Source organism: Curtobacterium sp. MCBA15_013 (assembly GCF_001865095.1).
Taxonomy (GTDB): Bacteria; Actinomycetota; Actinomycetes; order Actinomycetales; family Microbacteriaceae; genus Curtobacterium.
This window is the reverse complement of the sequence record NZ_MJGQ01000031.1, coordinates 12,448-12,913: the sequence shown is the minus strand read 5'-3', so window position 1 is coordinate 12,913 and position 466 is coordinate 12,448. Positions and strand designations below refer to the sequence as shown.

Annotated in this window: 1 protein-coding gene; it reads right to left on the bottom strand. The window is 69.5% G+C overall.

Annotated features, from left to right (window positions below; genetic code table 11):
- Positions 1-56: 56 nt before the first annotated feature.
- On the bottom strand, positions 57-466 hold a 410-nt coding region (locus tag BIV01_RS20250; RefSeq protein WP_254791832.1), incomplete at its 5' end, for an MFS transporter.

Sequence of the window (466 nt, the reverse complement as noted above, 5' to 3'; positions counted from 1 at the left end):
GACGGGAGGCGCGGTGCCAGCCGGCACCGCGCCTCCCGTCTGCGCAGGTGGTCGCGTCAGGCGCGCGCGTCCACCGGTGCTGCGTCCGGTTCACCGGCGGTGTCCGCCGCGTCGAGCGCGGCGCTCTTCGTCTCACGGATGAAGAACAGGGCGACGAGCGTCACGACCGCGGCGATCGTGAGGTAGAGCCCGACCAGGAAGATGTTGCCGTCCGGCTGCCACAGCGCGAGCGCGATGGTCGGAGCGAGCGAAGCGCCGAGGATCGACGCGACGTTGTAGGCGATCGCCGAACCCGTGTAGCGCACGTTCGTCGGGAAGAGCTCCGGCAGCAGGGCGCCCATCGGACCGAACGTCAGGCCCATCAGCGACAGTCCCACGATCAGGAACGTCACCACCGTGATCGGACCGGTCGACGCGGCGAACCAGAACTGGAACGTCAGGCCGAAGAGCGCGATGCCGATCGTGG